Raw genomic sequence first — 16,312 nt, 5'->3', positions numbered from 1 at the left:
GAGCACCGCTGGGTAGCCAAGTACGGACGGGATAAGCGCTGAAAGCATCTAAGCGTGAAGCCCCCCTCAAGATGAGATTTCCCAGTATGTAAGACCCCTTGAAGACGACGAGGTTGATAGGTTCGGGGTGGAAGCACAGCAATGTGTGTAGCTGACGAATACTAATCGGTCGAGGGCTTATCCTAAACACGTTTACTGTGACCCATACATCCGGTAGACAGCAGCATAAAGGCTTCAGCAAGCCTAATCTTTCGTATCCAGTTTTCAATGTGCAAAACGCACAATGAAGCAAGACTCCCACTCGCAGTGGGTTTTAGTGTTTCCATGGAGGATTAGCTCAGCTGGGAGAGCATCTGCCTTACAAGCAGAGGGTCGGCGGTTCGATCCCGTCATCCTCCACCATTACTTTTTTAACATGCCATTGTTCCTTGTGAACAATGTTTTTTTATTTTCAGGACCATTGTTCACTTAATATACGATGATGTGATAATAAAGATAACAAAATGGCTGCCCTCTATCCTGAGAAACGGATAGTAGGCAGCCCTATTTTACGTACAAGGGGCGTACCTCAGCTGATTAGTTACAGGATTGAAGATTCACAGATGCCTAGTGCTGTATTACAACGTCCACAGGCGGGTATGGACGCCTAGAAACAAGGAAGCTGGACTGTTGTTCAAAAGCGCTACGGTTGCTCCCACAGCCGAATGGAGACGGCATGAAACGAGTCCTACAACAGGGGTTAAAAGAAAAATTTTACAATATAATAATTTTCATTGAAATTACTTTAGCGCTAAACTATAATAGTTAAGTTCTAAAGTAAATATATAAGGAGTGGAACAAACAGATGAACCAAGCAGAAGGCATGAAGGTACGTTTTTGGCCAGTAATGACTGCTATTTTTATCGGGTCCTTTTTATGCGTATTGGCTTCGGCTACGATAAATTTGGCGCTCGAAATTTTGAAGGACCATTTTGATACGACTCTGGGCTCCGTTCAGTGGACGTTAACTGGCTTTATGCTCGCAATGGGAACTACAGCTCCAATTGCCGGTTATTTAGGGGAGAGATTCAGCTATAGAAGACTATACTTATTCTCGTTAATTGGGTTTACCTTAACGTCAATATTGTGTGCATCGGCTTGGAGCGAAGGCTCACTCATTTTGTTCCGTGTACTACAAGGGGCATTCAGTGGTTTAATTATACCGGCAACAATGTCGATCATTTATCAAATCATTCCAAAAGATAGACAGGCGATGGCAATCGCATTTTGGGGACTATCTGCAATGCTGGCTCCTGCATTTGGACCTACAATCAGCGGCTGGATATTGGAAAACATGAATTGGCACTGGCTGTTTCTCATGAACGTGCCAATAGGTCTGATCGCAATCGGCTGCGTATATGCATACATTCCTTATTATCGGATGAACGTTCCGAAGAGCTTCGACTTGCTAGGTTTCCTAACGGTTATCATGAGCAGCTCATCCTTGCTGCTTGCACTGGGGCAAGGCCATAACTGGGGCTGGAGCTCATGGAAAATTGTTTCATTGTTCGTAATCGGCGGCATTTCACTGATACTATTTATATGGCGAGAGCTGCGGGCTGAAACGCCGCTGCTTAATCTACGCGTATTCAAAAATGGTCGTTTTACGCTTAATGCCATTATCGCTAATATTATAACAATCAGCTTGTATTCCGGAACATTGCTCACACCCGTATTTCTTCAAAGAATACAGCATGTGTCCGCGATGGATACGGGCATGATTTTATTGCCGGCTTCACTGGCAATGGCTCTGCTTATGCCCGTTGTCGGCAAGCTGTACGGCATCATTGGTCCGCGCTGGCTGATGTCTAGCGGCATTGTGCTGCTGACGATCGGTACGCTGGCGTTAAGCTGGCTAAGCCTAGATGTCTCGCATGCCTACATCATCTGGTGGATGATTGTTCGTAACATTGGGATCGCACTTGTCGTAATGCCATCAAGCAACGCCGCAATGGAGCAAATTCCAGCGGAGCTGTCGGGGCATGCTTCTGCGATAACGAACTGGACGCGTAACGTGTTTGGCTCGTTCGCGATTGCTATCTTTACAACAATGCTTGCATCAAGATCAATTACACATGCTACCGACTTCATGAAGGCTGGCGATGTTGATAAGCTGCACATTGAGATGATGTCCTTCACGATGAGCATTAACGATGTATATGTTGTTGCTACGTTGGTAGCAGTCGTCGCATTGCCGCTTAGCTTATTCGTGGGCAAGGCGAAGCGTAAGGATGACATCAAGGGCAACGTGGTAAAAGAGAAAACAATAACAAAGCCAGTACCATCCCCAGTTTCTGCCAAATAACAAATAGTGCGTCGAAAGAGCTGTTATAAAAGCCCTTTCGACGCTTTTTTTATAAAATTGTTCTTTATTAAGAACCTACTCGGTGTTATATTATAAATGTTCACAGTATGACACGGCACAATAATAGGTTTATTTTATAGACACGGGGGTAAAGGCAATGATAAACAAAAGTAGCTTGAGCGGGGACACCATTCCGTATATGTTGCAAAAAAGAGCAGCAGATTATCCTCATGATGTGGCATACAGTTACCCAGCTGCTGATCAGCATTATACATGGCTAATGATTTGGGAAGAGGTGCGCTTGCTGGCGAAAAGCTTTATTCAACTAGGGGTCAAAAAAGGCGACTCCATCGTAATCATTATGCCTGGCAGGGCGGAAATGATTATTTCGATGTTTGCAGCGGCCTGCGTTGGCGCTATCATTGTTCCGCTTAATACATACTCAAAGAAACAAGAGCTTGAGCATTATTTGAAAGATTCTCGCCCTGCAGCCATCATTATGGGAGCTCAAGGACAGCATGTCCATTATCCAACGATCATGCAGGAAATAATAGTGGATTTACATAAAGATGGAGTAGATCAACATTGGTTCCCGAAGCATATTTTTGTACTGGAGGAAGAGGGGAAAGCAAACGAGCTATTTCAGCCCTATTCAGATCTACGACTGCTTGGTGCAGCTGTAGATGAACAGTCGTTTTTAACCGCCTGTGATTTGAATGTCTCAAGTGATCCGCTTATTCTGCTTTATACATCGGGTACGCTGGGCCTACCCAAAGGGGTTTTGCGTTCCACGGCTTCCTTCTTATTGGCAGTTGAAAATGCGGGTAAACCTAAGAAGAGCATTGCCATGCTTATGAAGATCAGTGATCGCTTTACTCGTCATTTCTCAGTTTTGAATTTATTGCCGCTTTATCATCTAGGAGGATTTGGTACATTATTTGCAAGTTTAAAAACATACAATATTCGAATGGTCATGCTCAGCCACTTTAATCCCATAAATGCTCTGTCAGCGGTGGAGAAGGAAAAGTGTAAAGTTCTTATAGGTACGCCATATATGATTCAGCAAATGGTACTTTCTCCAAAAAGAGAGGAGTACAATTTGAAATCACTGCTAGGGGTAGCATTTACTTCAGCAGCAGTTAACAATACGATATTACAAAAAATAATGAAAGGCTTGAACCTCTACTTTTTTATGGTAAGCTATGGCTCTTCTGAAGCTGGTGCAGTCGCTAATGGGACTTGTTTCGTGAATCGGAGGCGAAATATTATTTTATATTTGCTTTATAAGCTGCTGAGACACTTAAATCTTTTAAACGGACTCATTCAATATAAGGAATTCGAAAAGGGGTCCTACAGCATTGGGGGAAGAGTGGATAAGGTTGTAGAGGTGAAAATATTAAATCCGGAGACGGGAGAGGCGCTGCCGCCGCATGAGCATGGCGAGATTGCCATTCGAAGTCATCGGGTCATGCGTTACACCAGCGAGACTAACGATAGGGCTAGTATGACGGCAGATGGGTGGTATCGATCCGGAGATTTAGGGTTTCTGGATGAGCGGAAACATTTAACGATTACAGGCAGGCTTCACAGAACGATTATTAGAGGCGGAGAAAAAATTTCTCCGGTAGAAATTGAGAATGTGCTGCTGCGACATAAAGATGTGGAGGATGCATTCGTCATAGGTGTCCCGGATGAGCTTTATGGTGAGCAAGTTTGCGCTTGTATTGTAGCGAAGCAGGGAGCGACTCTCAGCGATAGTGTGCTGAAAAATGATTTGGCTCCATATTTATCGACGTTTAAGCTGCCGCGTTATTATGTATTTTTGCCTGTATTCCCTCTCTCACCGACGGGTAAAATTTCAGTGGCTGAAATTAAATCGTTGGTTCTGAATGGGACAGGGGAGCTGAGAAGAAATGCGTAAATACTATCCAGGGATAACGTTATTCAAGCTGGCGGGTTCCTTGCTTGTGCTTGTAGCGCATCTTATGCTTTTACGCTATATGGCTTTAATGCCGGGGCAAGCGATTGTCCAGTTTTCTGGTCTTGCTACAAGAATAGTTGTGCCTTGCTTCTATGTTGTAGCAGGTTTTCTTGCCTATAAAGGCTGGAGCCATGCAGCAAATCCGAGGCTTTATATTCAAAAATATTTGCTGCGTATCGGAATCGTTTATTGCTTATTTTGTTGTCTGTTTGTTGCAGAAAGCATCGTTCCTAAGCTGATTAACGACGGCTGGTCGGCAGGAAATCTCTTTATCCAAGCGAAGGTACTGTTTATCGCATTTTTCCTAAACGGACCATTCGTTCAATTTTGGTTTATCCCGCCGCTTGTGTTTGGTATATTAACGGCTTATTGGCTTATCCAAAAGCAATACAGTCGCCTTGCTCTTATATTGACGCTGACTGGATTTGTTGGCATGCAGTTTGTTTCAGGAAGCTTAAAAACGTTATTTGGTATAACAGCTGAGAGCTTTCCCGCGATCGACCCTGCCTACATCGATTATTTGTATTTGTTTGCGACGAGATATATCGGCTTTGGCTTCACGTTCGTGGCTTTGGGTGTATTACTGGCAAAGTATGAGGCATCGCTTATGCAAATAAAAGTAAAACCTATTCTGATTTTTGCATTGGGCTTAACGGTAGTGGAGACGCTGCTGCTGCTTCGATTTAGTGAATGGACAACAGATTATAAGCTTGCATTCAGTATGTTGCCGAATACACTGCTTCTTTTTTATGGAATGATTAAAATAGAGCTTCCAGCCGTTCAGACTTATCATAAAATAATCAGTTTGTTCAGCATCGTAACGTTTTTTGGTCATATTTTATTCATGCAGACCAATCTTTCTCTGCTTGGCTGGAGTGTTGACAGTATGAGTGTTTTGCAGGATTTCACACTGATGCTCATGACCTTATTGGAATGCATAGCTGTTACAATGCTGCTGCGTGCAAGCTCAAGAACGTTCTCTGCTCGGCAGACAAGAAATATGGCATCCTAAGATTAGGGCGTTTTGACCACTCCGCTATAATTTAGCCCATCATCCGTGTTTATTTCAATGTCATGGCGACCCAGCTCTTTTTTGCCCGCGAGGGCTGTTACTGAAACCGTAGCTGATTGACTAAGAGAATGTTCTTCGCCCTCTTCAAGAGGAGTCCAGTATACAATAGTACCGGATGTAGTTTTCATGCTTCTTCCTTTTTGAATGACCTTGGAGTCTGAAGGGGACCAAAGAAGAAGATTTCCTTCTGTAACGGTAATTGCAATGATGTCTGCTTCATCTGCAACGATGCGAATTGGAAAACCGGGTACACTGCTCATTAGCGGACTATATTTTCCTAGCGGAAGTTGAGTTTCAGGTTTCATCTCAATCGATGTGCCATCTGCGGCATAGGCCGTAATAACGAAACCGCCAAATGCTGTTTTGTTGTTCTCATGCTGCAATAAGGATGCTCCAAGCACAACCAAAAAAACAATTATACAAGCAGCGGCCGATAGGGCTGCTGTTTTTTTTATGGATAACGTTTTGCGTTTTCTCGCTGACTGCTGTTGTACGGAGTGAATCATCTGCTTCTTCAGCTCATCGCCAGCCTGAATTTCCTTCATTCCGCTTATGTATCTATTCATTAGCGAATCCTCCAATCATGCTCCCTTTTAACATTTCACGAGCGCGCTTAAGCTGTGTTCTTACTGTGCTCTCGTTTCTGTTCAATAACTGGGCTATTTCTGCGGTGCTGTAATTTTCAAAATAATAGAGGTAAATGACGATCCGGTATTTTTGATCCAGCTCTAAGACGCGGGCAACAACTTCTCTGTTGTCTGAATGTTGGATCGGAATAGATGCATCACGAATGGGAGAAAAGAATCTTTTCCATGGACTGCGCAGCATATCCTTGCAAGCGTTAATCGTAACTCGAATAATCCACGCCTTCTCATGCTCGGCCAGCTCGAACGTCTTTTGCAGCTTAACAACTTTTATAAATACCTCTTGGCATACATCCTGAGCGTCTGCGTTGTTTTTAAGATAGGTGAAAGCAATACGCATTATCATATCCGCGTAACGTTGAACAAGCTGGGTTAAATATTCATCTGAATACTCATTTGGCATGATCGTCGACTCCTTCACACCTAACACGATCAACCAAGGCAAAATGTTTCAAAACCATAAAAAAAACCTGACCGCTGTCGGTCAGGTTTTTGTGAATAAAGTATTATTTGAAGAAACTGTTGAAAATCTTCACTACTGCATCCTGATCATGCGAGATGGACAGCATTACGTAGTTTCCGTTTCTAACAATTTTGTAGTTTTTAGCATCCTCATATTGATCCTGCAAATAGGTTTCAAACGTTTTTTGAATGTCTGCTGCGCGTGCTTCAAATGCTTTAGCTACAGCATCGTAGCTTTTATCGGATTTCAACTTGACGATAGCGAGCTCGGTAGCTTTAACGTTCATCATCGCTTGCAAGTAGACACCTTCAGTCACGAGACCATCAAAATCCGTTCCGAAAACATCCTTCAAACGCTCAGCTTCTACATTACCAAGCATCGGAAATTCAAGATCGGTCGTAATTTTAGTCGTGATATCCGAAACCTTAATGTCCGTAGAAGGCTTTACAGGAGGTTTAGTCGTTGCACTAGGTTTTTGTGTAGCACTCGGTTTTTGTGTTGGTTTGACTGTTGGTTTTTGCGTCGGTTTTTGTGTAGGCTTCGCTGTTGCAGCCGGTTTCTGTTCAGGTTTTGCACCTGATGGTTTTTCGGTCGGTTTTGCAGTAGCTGAAGGTTTTACGCCAGCTTCATTTTCCTTGCTTGTGTCAGTTGCAGTTGGTTTTTCAGTTGCTGCAGGTTCAGTTGTTGCCTGATCACCAGCAGGTTCTTCCGTAGCAGGTGGAGCTTCGGTTTCCGTTGGAGCTTCTGTTGCAGGAGGTACGGTGGGCTGTTCTGTAACCGTTGTCTCATTTCCTGATGCATTTTTTGCCGATTCTTTCCCGGCATCGCTGCAGCCTGCAGCGAGCATCGATACTGTGAGTGCGAGTACAGCCATTTTGGATAACGATTTCTTCATATGTAGCATGTATGTCTCTCCTTAAAAAATAAAAGTCGAACACTAGACGACAGTGTTCGACAAAAGGTTGCACATTTACTTGTTATTGGTGATCGGAACTACTGAATCTCTTCACTATTTGTATCGTCTGCATCATCTTCTTCGGGTGATTCTACAAGGCGGAAATCATCTGTTTTGCCGCCATCCTCCCAGATTTCAACAAAGAGGGCATCGCAGTTGTCAAAGTCAGCTGCTTTCAGCGATAATGCCTTTTCCTCATCTGAGCCTACATACACATTTTCCAAACCATCCTCATTGAATGATTGAATAACATAAATTTTCATAAGGCAAACCTCCAGCATATTAATATTGTAGCAGTATACCATAAAAAGCCGGAGGTAAAACATTCGTTCTTCTAACTCGTTTTGAAGCGATTCACGTTATGCTGCAAATCCTCCGCCATTTTTGCAAGCGCGTTAGAAGAAGAGGATATTTCCTCAATAGAGGATAGCTGCTCCTGCGTTGAGGCGATAACTTGCTCAGTGCCTGCGGCGGAGCTTTGGGTCACCTCAGAAATCATTTTCATTGAACCGGTAATTTCGTCAACTCCAGCGGTTAGCTGCTGCACAGCCGAGGAAACCTTCACGGATTCATAAGCGACATCATTAACGGCATTTTGTATATATTCAAATGATTCTCCTGCTGTGGTAACAAGGGAAATACCTGACAACACTTCCTTGGTTACAGCATCCATAGACTGAACAGCATTATGCATTTCAATCTGTATCGTAGAGATGAGCGACTCGATTTGCTTAGCTGATTGTGTCGATTGTACGGATAGCTTTCGCACCTCCGTTGCGACGACCTCAAAGCCGCGCCCATGCTCGCCAGCTCTTGCTGCCTCGATAGCGGCGTTCAGTGAGAGCAGATTGGTTTGTGTGGAGAGATCCGATATGACTCCAACAATTTGGTTGATTTCATTTGATTGTCCATTAAGCTCCGCAATAACCGAAGCAAGCCCATTGACCGTATCATTAATTGATCCCATTTGCGCAACGGCTGTTTTAATCGATTCGTTCCCAAGAGCTGCCTTATCTGACGCTTCGGAAGCTTTGGAAGAGACAGTATGTGTATTCTCAGCAATTTGCTGAAATCCAATCGACATATCATTAATCGTCTGATAGCTTTCATTCACAAGCTTCACTTGCTGTTCAACGCCAGAGGCAACATCCTGTACAGTAACCGCGATTTGCTCTGTTGCAAGCGATGTTTGTTCGGCGCTTGCGCTTAGTTCTTCTGAGGATGCGGCTACTTGCTCCGCATTGGAATCAACTTGTTTAATCAAAGCTCTAAGATTATCGGACATCGTGTTAAACGAACTCGCAAGCATACCCGTTTCATCTTTATTTTTTATAATAATGGCTTTGCCTGTAAGATCCCCAGAAGCAATCTTCTCCGCAGCTTTTACGACTTGAATAATGGGTCTGGTGATGAGTCGGCCTATTAACAAAGCGATGGATATGCCAAGCACAAGAGCGATGATCCCGAGTGTAATGATGAATCTGATGACTTCGTCCACTTGTTTGGATGCTTTCGCTGAGCTTATGTTCAGCTGCTCTTGTTGATAGGTTTCCATGTCCGTAAGAATTTTCTCAATCTTTGTTGTTATGGTGCGTCCCTGGTTCGCAAGAAGAGTGGTATACTCCTTCTCTTGATTCTCCTTTTTGAGACTGATAACCTTTTCAAGAAGCTGAAAATACTCATTTTCGATGAGATCGGCTTGCTTGAGTGAGTCAATCATTGTAGGAGTATAGAATGTAGATGCCAGCTGCTTGCTGATGTTCATATAATTTTCATGAGCAGCAGTTATTCCGTTTAGCGACGTTTGATCACCAAGCATGGCGTAAACTCGTATGGCAACCTGCTCTGATTTTACAGCTATGACCATGTTCTTAATATGCAGCATTTTTTGTGTTCGATCTTCAATTAATTCTGTATATGTACGATTAAGCGATGTGAGCTGAGTTAAATTAATGCTCAAAATCATAGTTAATAATATAAGGATAGCAATAAATCCTCCGAGCAGTTTTTTGCTAATCGTTAGGTTTCTCATAGGTAACCTCCAGTAAAATTCTTATAAAAGATGCGATGGGGTATTGGCAAGATGTGCAGGATTACTGTTGTAATGATCGCCTCCGAAAGAATATGAATGGTAAAATCCAGTGTGTATGTTCTATAAAATTGTAAGTTAGTATATCATATATACTTTCGACAATCTAGTTCGGTAGAACCACGCGAATAATAGGTATATATATTCACCAAGGGTAAGTATATGACTTGTTCAAGTTGAGAAATCAACTAGTCTCTTGTTTAAAGTTGCAAGCATTCAGCACTCGTTATTTCTTTTCGTGCAAATATGATAAAATTGTTTCAGTATCCGATTTATTGATATGGTTTTTCTGAAATATGGGGAGGGATAAAGTTGCAGCTGATTAATCAAGAAAAGGTGCAGCAGAGGATAGATAGCTTTAAAAATCAGGAACTTTTTATTCATCTTGAAATGACTACAGGTGCTTACGCTGCTCATCTCGACAGCTCAAAGCATCCAGCAGCCAATTTCCTTACGAATGTGGTGATTCGTTATTCTCACGGTTCGATTGCAGGGAGCGGGCCTTATCGGGTTGGCTTGAAAATGTCGCAAGGCTGGGTATACTCGGAGGGGCTTACCCACTGGGATGAAAACGAACCGGAGCGGCTGATTCTGGCAGGCCATGATGGGCAAGGAAAACTTGTCGTATCACTGCAATTAAGCAAGGAACCCTTCTGATGAGAGAGGAGATTAGAAATTCTGTGGGACAAAATAATATTTTAGTTATACTGCCACATCCGGATGATGAGGCTTTCTCCGTTTCGGGGACACTGGCTAAGCTTATCCAAGATGGAGCTCATGTGACCTATGCTTGCTTGACACTTGGGGAAATGGGCCGAAATATGGGAATACCCCCGTTCGCCAATCGGGTCACTTTACCCGCTATACGCAAGCTTGAACTGGAGGAATCATGCCAAGCCATCGGCATACAAGATTTGAGAATGCTTGGTTTTCATGATAAAATGCTCGAATTTGAAGATCATGAGCAGTTGGATGGGCAGATAAAAGCTCTTATTCAGGAGCTGAATCCATCAATTGTGTACACTTTTTATCCAGGCTACAGCGTTCATCCCGACCACGATGCATGTGGGGCGTCCGTCATTAGGACAGTCGGCAGGCTGCCGCAAGCGGAGAGGCCAATTGTATATTGCGTAGCTTTTTCCAAAAACCATCAACAAGCGATTGGCAAACCTCAAATCGTGAATGATATTAAACCTTTTTTGCATCAAAAAATGGCTTCGATACAAGCACATCGTTCCCAGTTTCAAGCGGCCGAGTTAATGGGCAATAAAACCCTTCAGGATGCGGAAATACAAGAGCGCTTTGGAACGGAGCGTTTCTGGATCTACCCATTCGCCTAATAAATATTCATAAATAAGATAAGCAGCTCTAAGGAATTGTCCTTAGAGCTTTTTTTTTCTGTTGGATCGGCAGCGATTTCATCAGAGCATGAAAGAGCTAGATAGTTTGAGTTACTCATCTAGCTAGAATGTGGATAAAAAACCAAGGTGGATCTAATGGAAAATCATTCGCTAATTATGGGCATTCCCATCCCTAAAATAACGATGGGTGAAACTGTCGATTTGATTGACGAAGTTATTAAAGAGAAAAAAAAGAGCTTTTCCACGTGGTGACGTTGAATCCAGAAATCAGTATGTCTTGTCAGCAAAATTTAGAGCTTCGTTCCATTATTAACGACGCGGCACACCTTACTGCTGATGGTGCAGGCATCGTCATGGTCTCTCGGTTAAAGGGGAATCCGCTGCCAGAACGTGTTACGGGATGCGATCTTCTTATTAACCTTTTGGAGATGGGAAACAAAAAATGCTGGTCGTTCTATCTTTTGGGCGCAAGTGAGTTGACGAGTAAAAAGGCTTCAGAAGTAATAAATATGAAATACCCAAACGTATCTATACTCGGAAGATATCATGGCTTTTTTGATCATAGGGAAGAGGCGCGAATTGTTGATGAAATAACGAACTTGAGACCGGATGTTTTAGTTGTTGCTCTAGGCGCCCCTAAAGCTGAGTTTTGGATTCATAAGTTTAAAAACACACTAAATGCTAGAGTTGCTATTGGCGTTGGCGGGAGCCTTGATACGATCGCTGGAACAGTGAAGAGAGCGCCGGTAATATGGCAAAAGATAAATTTGGAATGGCTTTACCGATTAATAAAGCAGCCTTCTAGATGGAAAAGACAATTAATTTTACCTCGTTTTGCAATGAAAGCATTGTTATTCAAAGATAGAAACTGATTATAATCATGGCTTAATCTACACCTACGGAGGAAGATTAATTGGATCACATCATTCCGCATAAAATATTTACAGTTTGTTTAATTACGCATGGAAGAGAAGGATCAAAAGAACATAAATGAACATGTAAGGTTCGATTCCGTCCCGAGCCACCATAACTTCAAACAAAAAAGCCTTGCGGCTCTCGAAATGGATTCGAAAGCTGCAAGGCTGGATGATGCGATATATAAGAAATTATGATTGCTGTGAGATGGACAAGCCAAGTCCTTCGGCAATCCGTTGACCAAAATCGGGGTCTGCTTTGAAGAAATGGCCGATCTGACGAAGCTTGATCTCATCTTTCTCAACGGGCTTCATAGCGCCGACGATCGTATCAATAAGGCGGGCGCGTTCCTCTTCGCTGATAAGGCGATAAAGGTCGCCAGCTTGTGTGTAGTGGTCATGATGGTCAAAAGGAGCGCTGTCTGCATTTCCTGACACTTCGAACGGAGTTGGCTTGTTTTCCGGCGACTCCGTTGGTCCTCCATAGCTGTTAGGCTCGTAATAAATCGATGCTCCTCCGTTGCCGTCCGCACGCATCTGGCCATCGCGCTGGTGATTGTTCACCGGAGCGACAGGGCGATTAATCGGCAATTGATTATGATTGGCACCAACACGGTAACGATGAGCGTCGGAGTAAGCAAAGAGACGTCCTTGCAGCATCTTGTCCGGTGAAGCTTCAATACCTGGAACAAATGAACCAGGTGAGAACGTTGCTTGCTCCACCTCTGCAAAATAATTTTCCGGGTTGCGATCAAGCACCATGCGACCGACTTCAATTAATGGATAATCCTTTTGAGACCAGACTTTCGTTACGTCAAACGGATCGAAGCGATATGTATTCGCATCCTCTTCAGGCATGATCTGCACATAAAGCTTCCACGCTGGAAAATCTCCACTTGCTATTGCATTAAATAAATCTTCGGTATGATAATCAGGATTTTCCCCAGCAATTTTGGCAGCTACCTCATTAGAAATGTTTTGAACACCTTGCTCTGTTTTGAAATGGTATTTCACCCATACCGCTTGGCCTTGGTCATTCACCCATTTGAAAGTGTGGCTTCCAAAACCATGCATATGTCTAAACGTAGCAGGAATCCCGCGGTCAGACATAAGAATCGTAACCTGATGCAGAGACTCAGGCGATAAGGACCAGAAATCCCATACCGCATTCGGGTTTTTTAAATGGGTTTGAGGATGACGCTTTTGAGTATGAATGAAGTCTGGAAATTTGATCGCATCACGAATAAAGAATACAGGTGTATTATTGCCGACTAGATCATAGTTTCCTTCATCTGTATAAAATTTAACGGCGAAACCGCGTGGATCGCGCACCGTATCGGCAGAGCCGAGCTCGCCCGCTACGGTTGAAAAACGTATAAACATTGGAGTACGTTTTCCTACTTCGGACAAAAAGTTGGCTTTCGTATAAGACGTGACATCATGCGTAACTTGAAAGTAGCCATGTGCGCCTGCGCCTTTGGCATGGACAACGCGTTCTGGAACACGCTCTCTATTGAAATGCGCCAGCTTTTCAAGCAGATGAACATCCTGAATTAATGTGGGACCACGTGAGCCTGCTGTCATCGAGTTTTGGTTGTCTCCAACGGGAGCGCCAAAGCTAGTTGTGAGCTTGTTCTTCTCAGTACTCATAATAGATTCACCTCATTGATTTTGTATGATTACGCCTCATACCTTATGTTACCGTTTTATAGGAGGAAATCAATATCATTTTATAATCATTCTAAATAAAATTTTTCGTCAAATTGTGCATATCGTGCTAGGGATTTTGTCGCAGACTCGTGCATACGGCGCCGCAGGTGCTCGCCATCGATGATGCGAACCCGCTTTCCGAGGAAGCGAGTTTTGGATAGAACATATTCGCTGTCCTTGCTTGAAAAGTGTAATTGAATCGTATATTCGTTGGAGTCGGCAGCGTAACTGACTTCTTTCTCGAAGCAAGAAAAAGCATACAAAATGCGAGAGAGCTCCCCGTTGTATTCGGGAACAACAAGAATATTCGCACTCATGCTGCGTTTTTTCATTAAGCCTTGAACGATACCAATTAGCTGCTCGTAATATTCCGTTGGACAAACCTGCTCGCTGCTGCCCGTCACGTTATCAAGCTTCGTGCTCATCAGCGTTCGATGATTGATATGGTACCAGAGAAGATACCATTCCCGTTTGACCATCGAATATTCCAGCTTATAGGGAAGACCCCTTTGCTCCGTACAGGTGCGGTCTCCTTTAATTTTATAGCTTATATATAGTAGGCTTTTGTTAGTGATAGCTTGGCGAAGCGGACGAAGGTAAGAATGATAGACTTGCTTCTCTCTACTAGCTGCCTTATGCAGAAGCCCGCCAGTATCCAAGGATTGATCTTCTTCTAATATAGTGTTCATTTGAATAAGCGTTTCTGGAGACAAAGCAGCCGCAGCAGCGGGATGCTCAAGCATGGTCTTCAGCCAGCTTCGCTCATGCGAAGTCATGATGAACGTACCGGAGCCTTCCAGCTTGGATAAAATCTGATAGTTGAATATTTTCTCAAAAGGATTCATAGTAGCTTTTTATCTCCTTCCATTCCTCAATCAGTTCCTGCCTCAGCTTCATGGGAGCAAGCACCTCGCAGCTTGAGCCAAAGCTCCTAATCCAAGGCTTGATTTCAATCGTTCCGTTCACCTCAATTTCATAGATGAAGGATTCTTCACTTTCTTCCAAAATAGTGCCCCATTGTCCTTGGAGCAGAACACGCTCCATCACGAAGCTTGGAATATGAGGTCCCGGATGAAAGAAGCGAACCCGCACTAGAACAGGCTTGCCCGTATCAATTAGCCAGCTATGTTTAATCCGCTGCTCCAGCTCCTCTCTTTTGGACTCGAATAATGCCACGGGGGACGCTTCCTCTTCCGAAATTTGGGTTAAGCCTTCCATTCGGTATTTCTTAATGCCGTAGCGGGCGTGATGACCAAGAAGGTACCAGCGGCCATATTGATGATCGTAAACAACTTTTAGAGGGAGCAGCGTTTCCTGCTGTCCTTCGGTATCGCGCTCAAATAATGGATTCGTATTTTTGGATGTGTAGCTGGTTTCTTTTTTCGGCGAAAAATAGAGAAAGCTGACCGAGCGCCGATGACGTATCGCAGCAAGCAGAGTAAAGAGATGTGCCTCGTCCAAAATACGAGAGTAATAGTGGTATTTATATAAGAAGGGTTCAACCGAGCCGTAATCGACCTGATTCCGATTCATGTATTTCTTGACACCATCACGCAGCAAATAACCCTGTACGGAGGGGATTTGGGTATTTGCCATAACGTCTACAAAGTCATAAAGATCGAGCAGCTCATCGCGTGAGAGCTGCTGTACTAAATCATTGTATATCCGATAGCGAAAAGGGCGCGTTCCAGACTCTTTTTTGATGACGCCTACTTGCTCTAAATATTTCAAATCGCCTCGTATCGTTTTTTCGTCAGGCAGCGAAAGCTCTTCCGGCTTGCTGCTGCAGCATAGATCGAGGAGCTCCATTGCAGTGAATGACTTCTCGCGCATAGCAGCAAGCAATAAGGAGAGGCGCTGACTCTCTGATTCTTTTAGAGATTTGGCGCGAAATAGAAACAGAAGCATCGGTTCCGAAGAATCAAGATAGCTGTAACGAATGGTTTCGGCAAACTCCTTGCCTTTATCCTCAGGCAGCTGTTGGTAAACGCTATTCACAACCTCTTTCAGACGTTTGATCGTTTTATCGAAGGTATGGATGGAGATGCCCAGCCTGTCCGCATACTGCTGGCGATTATATGCACCGCTCGTAAGAACGAGCATCCGCAAAAACTGGATCTCTTTATCAAAGCTTTCTTTTGCCATTTATGTATTCCTCCGATCATAAGCGCTCTTCTTTTCTATCTTAACAGGAAGAGCGCAAATTTGAACAAAAAGGAAAATTTTTCTCCATCGTAATACTTTCACCATGTTCACGGTCTCCAAAATCAGGCAATATAAAGCTCATAAGAAGCGAGCAAGCCAACGAGTTATGACACGTATAGCTTGAAGCACGGGAGGTATTACGATGATAATGCAGCATAAGAGACATGGAGGCAATCATCATGAAATGGAGCTTGAGCATGGCTCACTCCACGTATTTGCGAATGAAGATGTGCTCCAAGCCTTTGGGGACAAAGTATATGAAATGGCAAACAACAATTTGCAAATTCCTCGAAATCAATATATGAGCTATACTCCTGATGCCCACGTTGGCATTGGAACCTGCATTGGGACGACTGCGGTCTGGAATATGAAAAATGGCTGTGTATCTCCCTCTATTGTCGGCTCTGATATTGGCTGTGGGATGCGCGTTCATACAACATCGCTTCATAAGCGTGAGCTTGCTGACAAAAACATTCGTAGAGCATTAATCGCCGCAATCGAGAAATATGTACCGACTAACGAGCGTAAGAACTCGAACTACGACGATATCGATGTTATGAGTGTGGTACAGCAT

General features: G+C 43.6%; 15 protein-coding genes, 1 tRNA gene and 1 rRNA gene. 9 read left to right on the top strand and 8 right to left on the bottom strand.

The genetic code is table 11. The annotated features are described in order from the left end of the window. The 5 genes from AC1DSE_RS15895 to AC1DSE_RS15875 form a co-directional block, all read left to right on the top strand. Nucleotides 1-185, top strand: a 23S ribosomal RNA gene (locus tag AC1DSE_RS15895); the annotation flags it as partial. Between the two features lie 141 nt (nt 186-326). Further along, nucleotides 327-402 (top strand) — tRNA-Val (locus tag AC1DSE_RS15890). A gap of 442 nt (nt 403-844) precedes the next feature. Further along, a complete protein-coding gene (locus AC1DSE_RS15885; protein ID WP_339207089.1) occupies nt 845-2,344 on the top strand; it encodes a DHA2 family efflux MFS transporter permease subunit in 1,500 nt (499 codons plus the stop codon). Between the two features lie 157 nt (nt 2,345-2,501). Further along, nucleotides 2,502-4,265, top strand: coding sequence for a class I adenylate-forming enzyme family protein (locus AC1DSE_RS15880; protein WP_477512880.1), 1,764 nt, complete (start codon nt 2,502-2,504; stop codon nt 4,263-4,265). Next, nucleotides 4,258-5,337, top strand: coding sequence for a hypothetical protein (locus AC1DSE_RS15875; protein ID WP_477512879.1), 1,080 nt, complete (start codon nt 4,258-4,260; stop codon nt 5,335-5,337). Before AC1DSE_RS15880 ends, AC1DSE_RS15875 begins: the two co-directional genes overlap by 8 nt. Nucleotides 5,338-5,339: 2 nt before the next feature. Here AC1DSE_RS15875 and AC1DSE_RS15870 read toward each other — a convergent pair whose 3' ends face one another. The 5 genes from AC1DSE_RS15870 to AC1DSE_RS15850 form a co-directional block, all read right to left on the bottom strand. Then, a complete protein-coding gene (locus tag AC1DSE_RS15870) occupies nt 5,340-5,963 on the bottom strand; it encodes a hypothetical protein (protein ID WP_477512878.1) in 624 nt (207 codons plus the stop codon). Beyond that, nucleotides 5,956-6,444 (bottom strand): sigma-70 family RNA polymerase sigma factor, encoded by a 489-nt coding sequence (locus tag AC1DSE_RS15865; RefSeq protein ID WP_477512877.1) that lies wholly within the window; start codon nt 6,442-6,444, stop codon nt 5,956-5,958. The genes AC1DSE_RS15870 and AC1DSE_RS15865 overlap by 8 nt, the downstream gene beginning before the upstream one ends. 103 nt (nt 6,445-6,547) lie before the next feature. After that, entirely contained in the window at nt 6,548-7,408 is an 861-nt protein-coding gene (locus tag AC1DSE_RS15860; protein ID WP_441886863.1) for a DUF4358 domain-containing protein, read from the bottom strand. Nucleotides 7,409-7,497: 89 nt separating this feature from the next. Further along, the gene (locus AC1DSE_RS15855; protein ID WP_441886860.1) at nt 7,498-7,722 is read right to left on the bottom strand and encodes a hypothetical protein; all 225 of its coding nucleotides are present in this window, start codon (nt 7,720-7,722) and stop codon (nt 7,498-7,500) included. A 71-nt stretch (nt 7,723-7,793) separates the two neighbouring features. Continuing rightward, the gene (locus tag AC1DSE_RS15850; protein WP_441886857.1) at nt 7,794-9,491 is read right to left on the bottom strand and encodes a methyl-accepting chemotaxis protein; all 1,698 of its coding nucleotides are present in this window, start codon (nt 9,489-9,491) and stop codon (nt 7,794-7,796) included. Between the two features lie 369 nt (nt 9,492-9,860). On the opposite strand from AC1DSE_RS15850, the gene AC1DSE_RS15845 reads away from it, so the two are divergent. The 3 genes from AC1DSE_RS15845 (at nt 9,861) to AC1DSE_RS15835 (ending at nt 11,781) form a co-directional block, all read left to right on the top strand. Further along, nucleotides 9,861-10,205, top strand: a complete 345-nt coding sequence (locus tag AC1DSE_RS15845) for a YojF family protein (protein ID WP_076271788.1) — start codon at nt 9,861-9,863, stop codon at nt 10,203-10,205. 23 nt (nt 10,206-10,228) lie between these two features. Next, nucleotides 10,229-10,888 (top strand): bacillithiol biosynthesis deacetylase BshB2, encoded by a 660-nt coding sequence (gene bshB2, locus AC1DSE_RS15840; protein ID WP_477512875.1) that lies wholly within the window; start codon nt 10,229-10,231, stop codon nt 10,886-10,888. Between the two features lie 266 nt (nt 10,889-11,154). Next, a complete protein-coding gene (locus AC1DSE_RS15835; RefSeq protein WP_477512874.1) occupies nt 11,155-11,781 on the top strand; it encodes a WecB/TagA/CpsF family glycosyltransferase in 627 nt (208 codons plus the stop codon). A 234-nt stretch (nt 11,782-12,015) separates the two neighbouring features. Here AC1DSE_RS15835 and katA read toward each other — a convergent pair whose 3' ends face one another. The 3 genes from katA to AC1DSE_RS15820 all read right to left on the bottom strand — a co-directional run bounded on the left by katA (nt 12,016) and on the right by AC1DSE_RS15820 (nt 15,678). After that, complete coding sequence (gene katA / locus AC1DSE_RS15830) at nt 12,016-13,473, bottom strand: catalase KatA (protein WP_076271792.1); 1,458 nt, start codon at nt 13,471-13,473, stop codon at nt 12,016-12,018. Nucleotides 13,474-13,559: 86 nt separating this feature from the next. Then, the gene (locus AC1DSE_RS15825) at nt 13,560-14,378 is read right to left on the bottom strand and encodes a WYL domain-containing protein (RefSeq protein ID WP_441886841.1); all 819 of its coding nucleotides are present in this window, start codon (nt 14,376-14,378) and stop codon (nt 13,560-13,562) included. Further along, nucleotides 14,365-15,678, bottom strand: a complete 1,314-nt coding sequence (locus AC1DSE_RS15820) for a helix-turn-helix transcriptional regulator (RefSeq protein ID WP_477527876.1) — start codon at nt 15,676-15,678, stop codon at nt 14,365-14,367. The genes AC1DSE_RS15825 and AC1DSE_RS15820 overlap by 14 nt, the downstream gene beginning before the upstream one ends. A 202-nt stretch (nt 15,679-15,880) precedes the next feature. On the opposite strand from AC1DSE_RS15820, the gene AC1DSE_RS15815 reads away from it, so the two are divergent. Continuing rightward, a partial coding sequence (locus tag AC1DSE_RS15815; protein ID WP_477527875.1) for an RtcB family protein occupies nt 15,881-16,312 on the top strand: 432 nt, incomplete at its 3' end.

The organism is Paenibacillus sp. 01L418 (assembly GCF_056400045.1).
This window is presented reverse-complemented; position numbering and strand designations above follow the sequence as displayed.